This is a genomic window from Hydrogenivirga sp. 128-5-R1-1, from assembly GCF_000171895.1.
Map to the genome: position 1 here is coordinate 1 of NZ_ABHJ01000214.1, position 1884 is coordinate 1884.

A 1884-nucleotide genomic window follows, 5' to 3' on the forward strand; every position below is an offset into this window, starting at 1 on the left:
CAACAACTATTCTGCACGCTCCTATTTTAAGTCAATTGGGATATATACATCTGGCTGTGTTCCAATAAAACGTCATCACCTGCAACACCAATGTCAGCACAGCCGTATTCTACATATGTTGGAACATCTTTTGCCCTTACGAGTAAAAATTTAAAGTTTTCAGTTTCAAGTATAAGTTTTCTACTTTTTGCTTTGACTTCTTCTTTTAGTATTCCTGCTTTTTGGAATATTTCAATTGTTTGGTCAAAAAGCCTTCCTTTTGGAAGTGCAACAGTTATTTTTTCCATCTACTACCCTTTAAAAGGAATGCTTATCCAGAGCTGTTCTTTACCGTCTTCTTCTCTAATCTCAACTTCTAAATTAGTTGCATCAAACTGACTATATTTGCCGAACACCTCTTTTAAATCTATTTGCAAAAGGTCAGCAAAGTTTGGAGGAAGACCTTTTCTTTCATATTCAAGAACCATTTTTAGCCTTCTTTTTGCAACCTGAGAAGACGATTCTCTTTTAAAAAAATCAAATAAACCCATAATTTATCTACCTCCCCAAAAGCCAGCTGAGAATACCTTTTTTTTCTTCAAGCTCTGTGAAAGGAATATTCTCACCTTCAAGCCTTTTTGCTACATTAAATAAAGCTTCAGAGGCTTTATATCCTTGCTGTAGGACAATAGGCTCACCTTTATTTGTAAAGTCTACCATTTTTTCTTCATCAGGGATTATACCTATTTTTGGTATCTGAAGTATTTCCTCAACATCTTCAACTGAAAGCATTTCTCCTTTTTTAACCTGATGAAGTTTTATTCTGTTAATAACTAAGTGCATTCTTTCCTTTTCCATTGATTCAAGAAGCCCTATTATCCTGTCAGCATCTCTGACAGATGATACTTCTGGGTTTGTGACTATAAGTGCTTCTTCCGCAGGAGCTGCTGCTGTTTTGAAGCCTCCTTCAATACCTGCTGGAGAATCTAAAAATATGTAATCAAACTGGTCTTTTACACTTTCAACAATTTCTGCCATCTGCTCAGGTTTTACAGCATCTTTATCTTTTGTTTGTGCAGCTGGAAGTAAATATAAAGGAAGTCCTCTTTTATCTTTTACAAATGCTTTTTCAGGGGAAACTCTTCCTTCAACAACATCTACAAGATCATAAACAATTCTATTTTCAAGGCCGAGTATCATATCTAAGTTTCGAAGACCGATATCTGCATCAATGGTTAGAACTTTTTTACCCATTTTTGCAAGAGCAGTTGAAATGTTTGCTGTTACAGTTGTTTTTCCAACTCCTCCTTTCCCTGATGTTACTACTATTACTCTTGCCATAAGCTCTTACCTCTTAAATATTTTCAATAATTATTTGATTATTTTCTATATAAGCTTTTTCGGGAGATGTGGGTTCTTCTATAACATCTGGCGATCTTGTGTAAAGGCTTGCTATTCTGAGCTGCTGAGGCATAAGCTTTAATGCTAAAATAATTGCTGTTTCATCTCCATTTGCACCTGCGTGTGCTATACCTCTTAACGCACCCATAACAACTATATTTCCAGAAGCTATAATATAAGCATCTGGATTTACATCTCCAATTATTAATATATCTCCATCGTATTCTATTCTTTGACCGCTTCTTACAGTTTTATTTATTATTTTTAAAGCTTTCTTTTCTATAACTTTTGGAACAAAATTTTTCTTGACTTTTTTTTCTTTAAATTTAAATCCTAAAATTTTTGAATTATATTTTTTTAAAACGTCTTCAAGCTCTTTTATTTGATTTTCACTTAAATCTAAATCTTGATAATCTATTACCGCATATGACCCTTGAAAGAATGCAGAAGATAGCTTTTCTTCAAGCTCCTTTAGGTTTTCGTTGAAAGGTAGCTCTTTATCTA

The 1884-nt window shown here is 33.8% G+C and carries 4 protein-coding genes; all 4 read right to left on the reverse strand.

What is annotated here, in order from left to right; translation table 11 throughout:
* Positions 1 to 26: 26 nt before the first annotated feature.
* Positions 27 to 287, reverse strand: a complete 261-nt coding sequence (locus HG1285_RS18390) for an ATP phosphoribosyltransferase (RefSeq protein ID WP_008288924.1) — start codon at positions 285 to 287, stop codon at positions 27 to 29.
* Between the two features lie 3 nt (positions 288 to 290).
* Positions 291 to 530: a cell division topological specificity factor MinE gene (gene minE, locus HG1285_RS03245; RefSeq protein ID WP_008288925.1), complete on the reverse strand. Its 240-nt coding sequence runs from the start codon at positions 528 to 530 to the stop codon at positions 291 to 293.
* Positions 531 to 537: 7 nt separating this feature from the next.
* Positions 538 to 1320 (reverse strand): septum site-determining protein MinD, encoded by a 783-nt coding sequence (gene minD, locus HG1285_RS03240; protein WP_008288926.1) that lies wholly within the window; start codon positions 1318 to 1320, stop codon positions 538 to 540.
* A 13-nt stretch (positions 1321 to 1333) separates the two neighbouring features.
* A partial coding sequence (minC, locus tag HG1285_RS03235; RefSeq protein ID WP_008288927.1) for a septum site-determining protein MinC occupies positions 1334 to 1884 on the reverse strand: 551 nt, incomplete at its 5' end.

What these genes read in the sequence shown, in the direction of transcription:
- minD (WP_008288926.1), bottom strand. Translation starts at nt 1,320, where the DNA reads ATGGCAAGAGTAATAGTAGTAACATCAGGGAAAGGAGGAGTTGGAAAA.
- HG1285_RS18390 (WP_008288924.1), bottom strand. Translation starts at nt 287, where the DNA reads ATGGAAAAAATAACTGTTGCACTTCCAAAAGGAAGGCTTTTTGACCAA.
- minE (WP_008288925.1), bottom strand. Translation starts at nt 530, where the DNA reads ATGGGTTTATTTGATTTTTTTAAAAGAGAATCGTCTTCTCAGGTTGCA.